Here is a 1,120-nt window from a genome sequence, read left to right on the forward strand (position 1 = left end):
CGGTCTGGGATCGCGAAGGCGCAGTTTTATCCTTTCGCGCATCATACTGAGCTGAATCAGTCTCGAAATAATCACTCGTCCTCGTAAATTGGGCTCCGCAATCACTTGATAAGGGAGCCATCCAATGAACTGCATCGCCACCACCGGACCCGCAACCCGCGTAGCCGCCGAGATCTTCGGGGAGAGCGGGAAGAGCGAAAACGCTTTCGCCACGAACGCCGTCATCGAAACGATCCTGAGCCGCAGTGCCGCAAAGTACTACGACCCTGCTGCCACCTTGAGCGACGACCAGATCCGCGACCTGGTGCGTATCGGCACGTCCGCGCCAACCTCCTTCCACCTGCAGAACTGGCGTTTCATCGCCGTACGCTCGCCGGAAGCCAAGGCCCGGCTGCGTCCGATCGCCTGGAATCAGCCCGCGATCACCGACGCGGCCGTGACCTTCATCATCATCGGCCAGCTGGCCGATGCCAGCACCGTTCCAGCCCGCTTGGCACCCGTGGTGAAAGCCGGCATCATGCCGGCGCACCTGGTGCCGGAGTGGGAAATCCCCGCTCGCGGTCTGTATGACGATCAGCCGCAGCGCCAGCGCGACGAAGCCGTGCGCTCCGCGACCTTTGGCGCCGCGGCGATCATCTACATGGCCCGGTCGCTGGGCCTGGGTTCGACGCCGATGATTGGTTTCGACGCTGAAGCCGTGCACCGCGAGTTCGGCCTGGCCGAAGACGAAGTGCCGGTCATGCTGTTGACCGTCGGACCGGAGCGAGCTGGCAACTGGCCGCAGAAGCCGCGCATGCCGGTGGCCGATGTGCTGGACTTCGCATAACGAAAATCCTGGAATCGCGGGCGCGCGAGAGCTCCGAGGAACCCAGGCAGGGACCTCAAGGTCGTCGTGGAGGACGCGAAGCCGACGCGTGAAAGCTCGAAAGAGCTGCCACGCCCGCTAATTACCCCAACACAAATGTCTGAGGAGACAATTCCCATGAAAGCGATCGTAGTGACGGACCAGGCTGCAGGAGAGGCAGGGATGAAGCTGGTACAGCGGCACGAGCCGCGGGCGGCAATAAACGATGTTGTTGTGGAGGTTCATGCGGCGGGATTCGTCAACACCGAACTGGAG

The 1,120-nt window shown here is 62.4% G+C and carries 1 protein-coding gene and 1 pseudogene; both read left to right on the forward strand.

The window, feature by feature from the left end:
• The first annotated feature begins 124 nt into the window (after nucleotides 1-124).
• Nucleotides 125-826, forward strand: coding sequence for a nitroreductase family protein (locus tag EOA22_RS34630; protein ID WP_027163551.1), 702 nt, complete (start codon nucleotides 125-127; stop codon nucleotides 824-826).
• A gap of 156 nt (nucleotides 827-982) precedes the next feature.
• Nucleotides 983-1,120: pseudogene (locus EOA22_RS34635) on the forward strand (NADP-dependent oxidoreductase); the annotation flags it as partial.

Origin of the sequence: Mesorhizobium sp. M7A.F.Ca.US.014.04.1.1, assembly GCF_003998745.1 — a bacterium.
Taxonomy (GTDB): Bacteria; Pseudomonadota; Alphaproteobacteria; order Rhizobiales; family Rhizobiaceae; genus Mesorhizobium; species Mesorhizobium ciceri.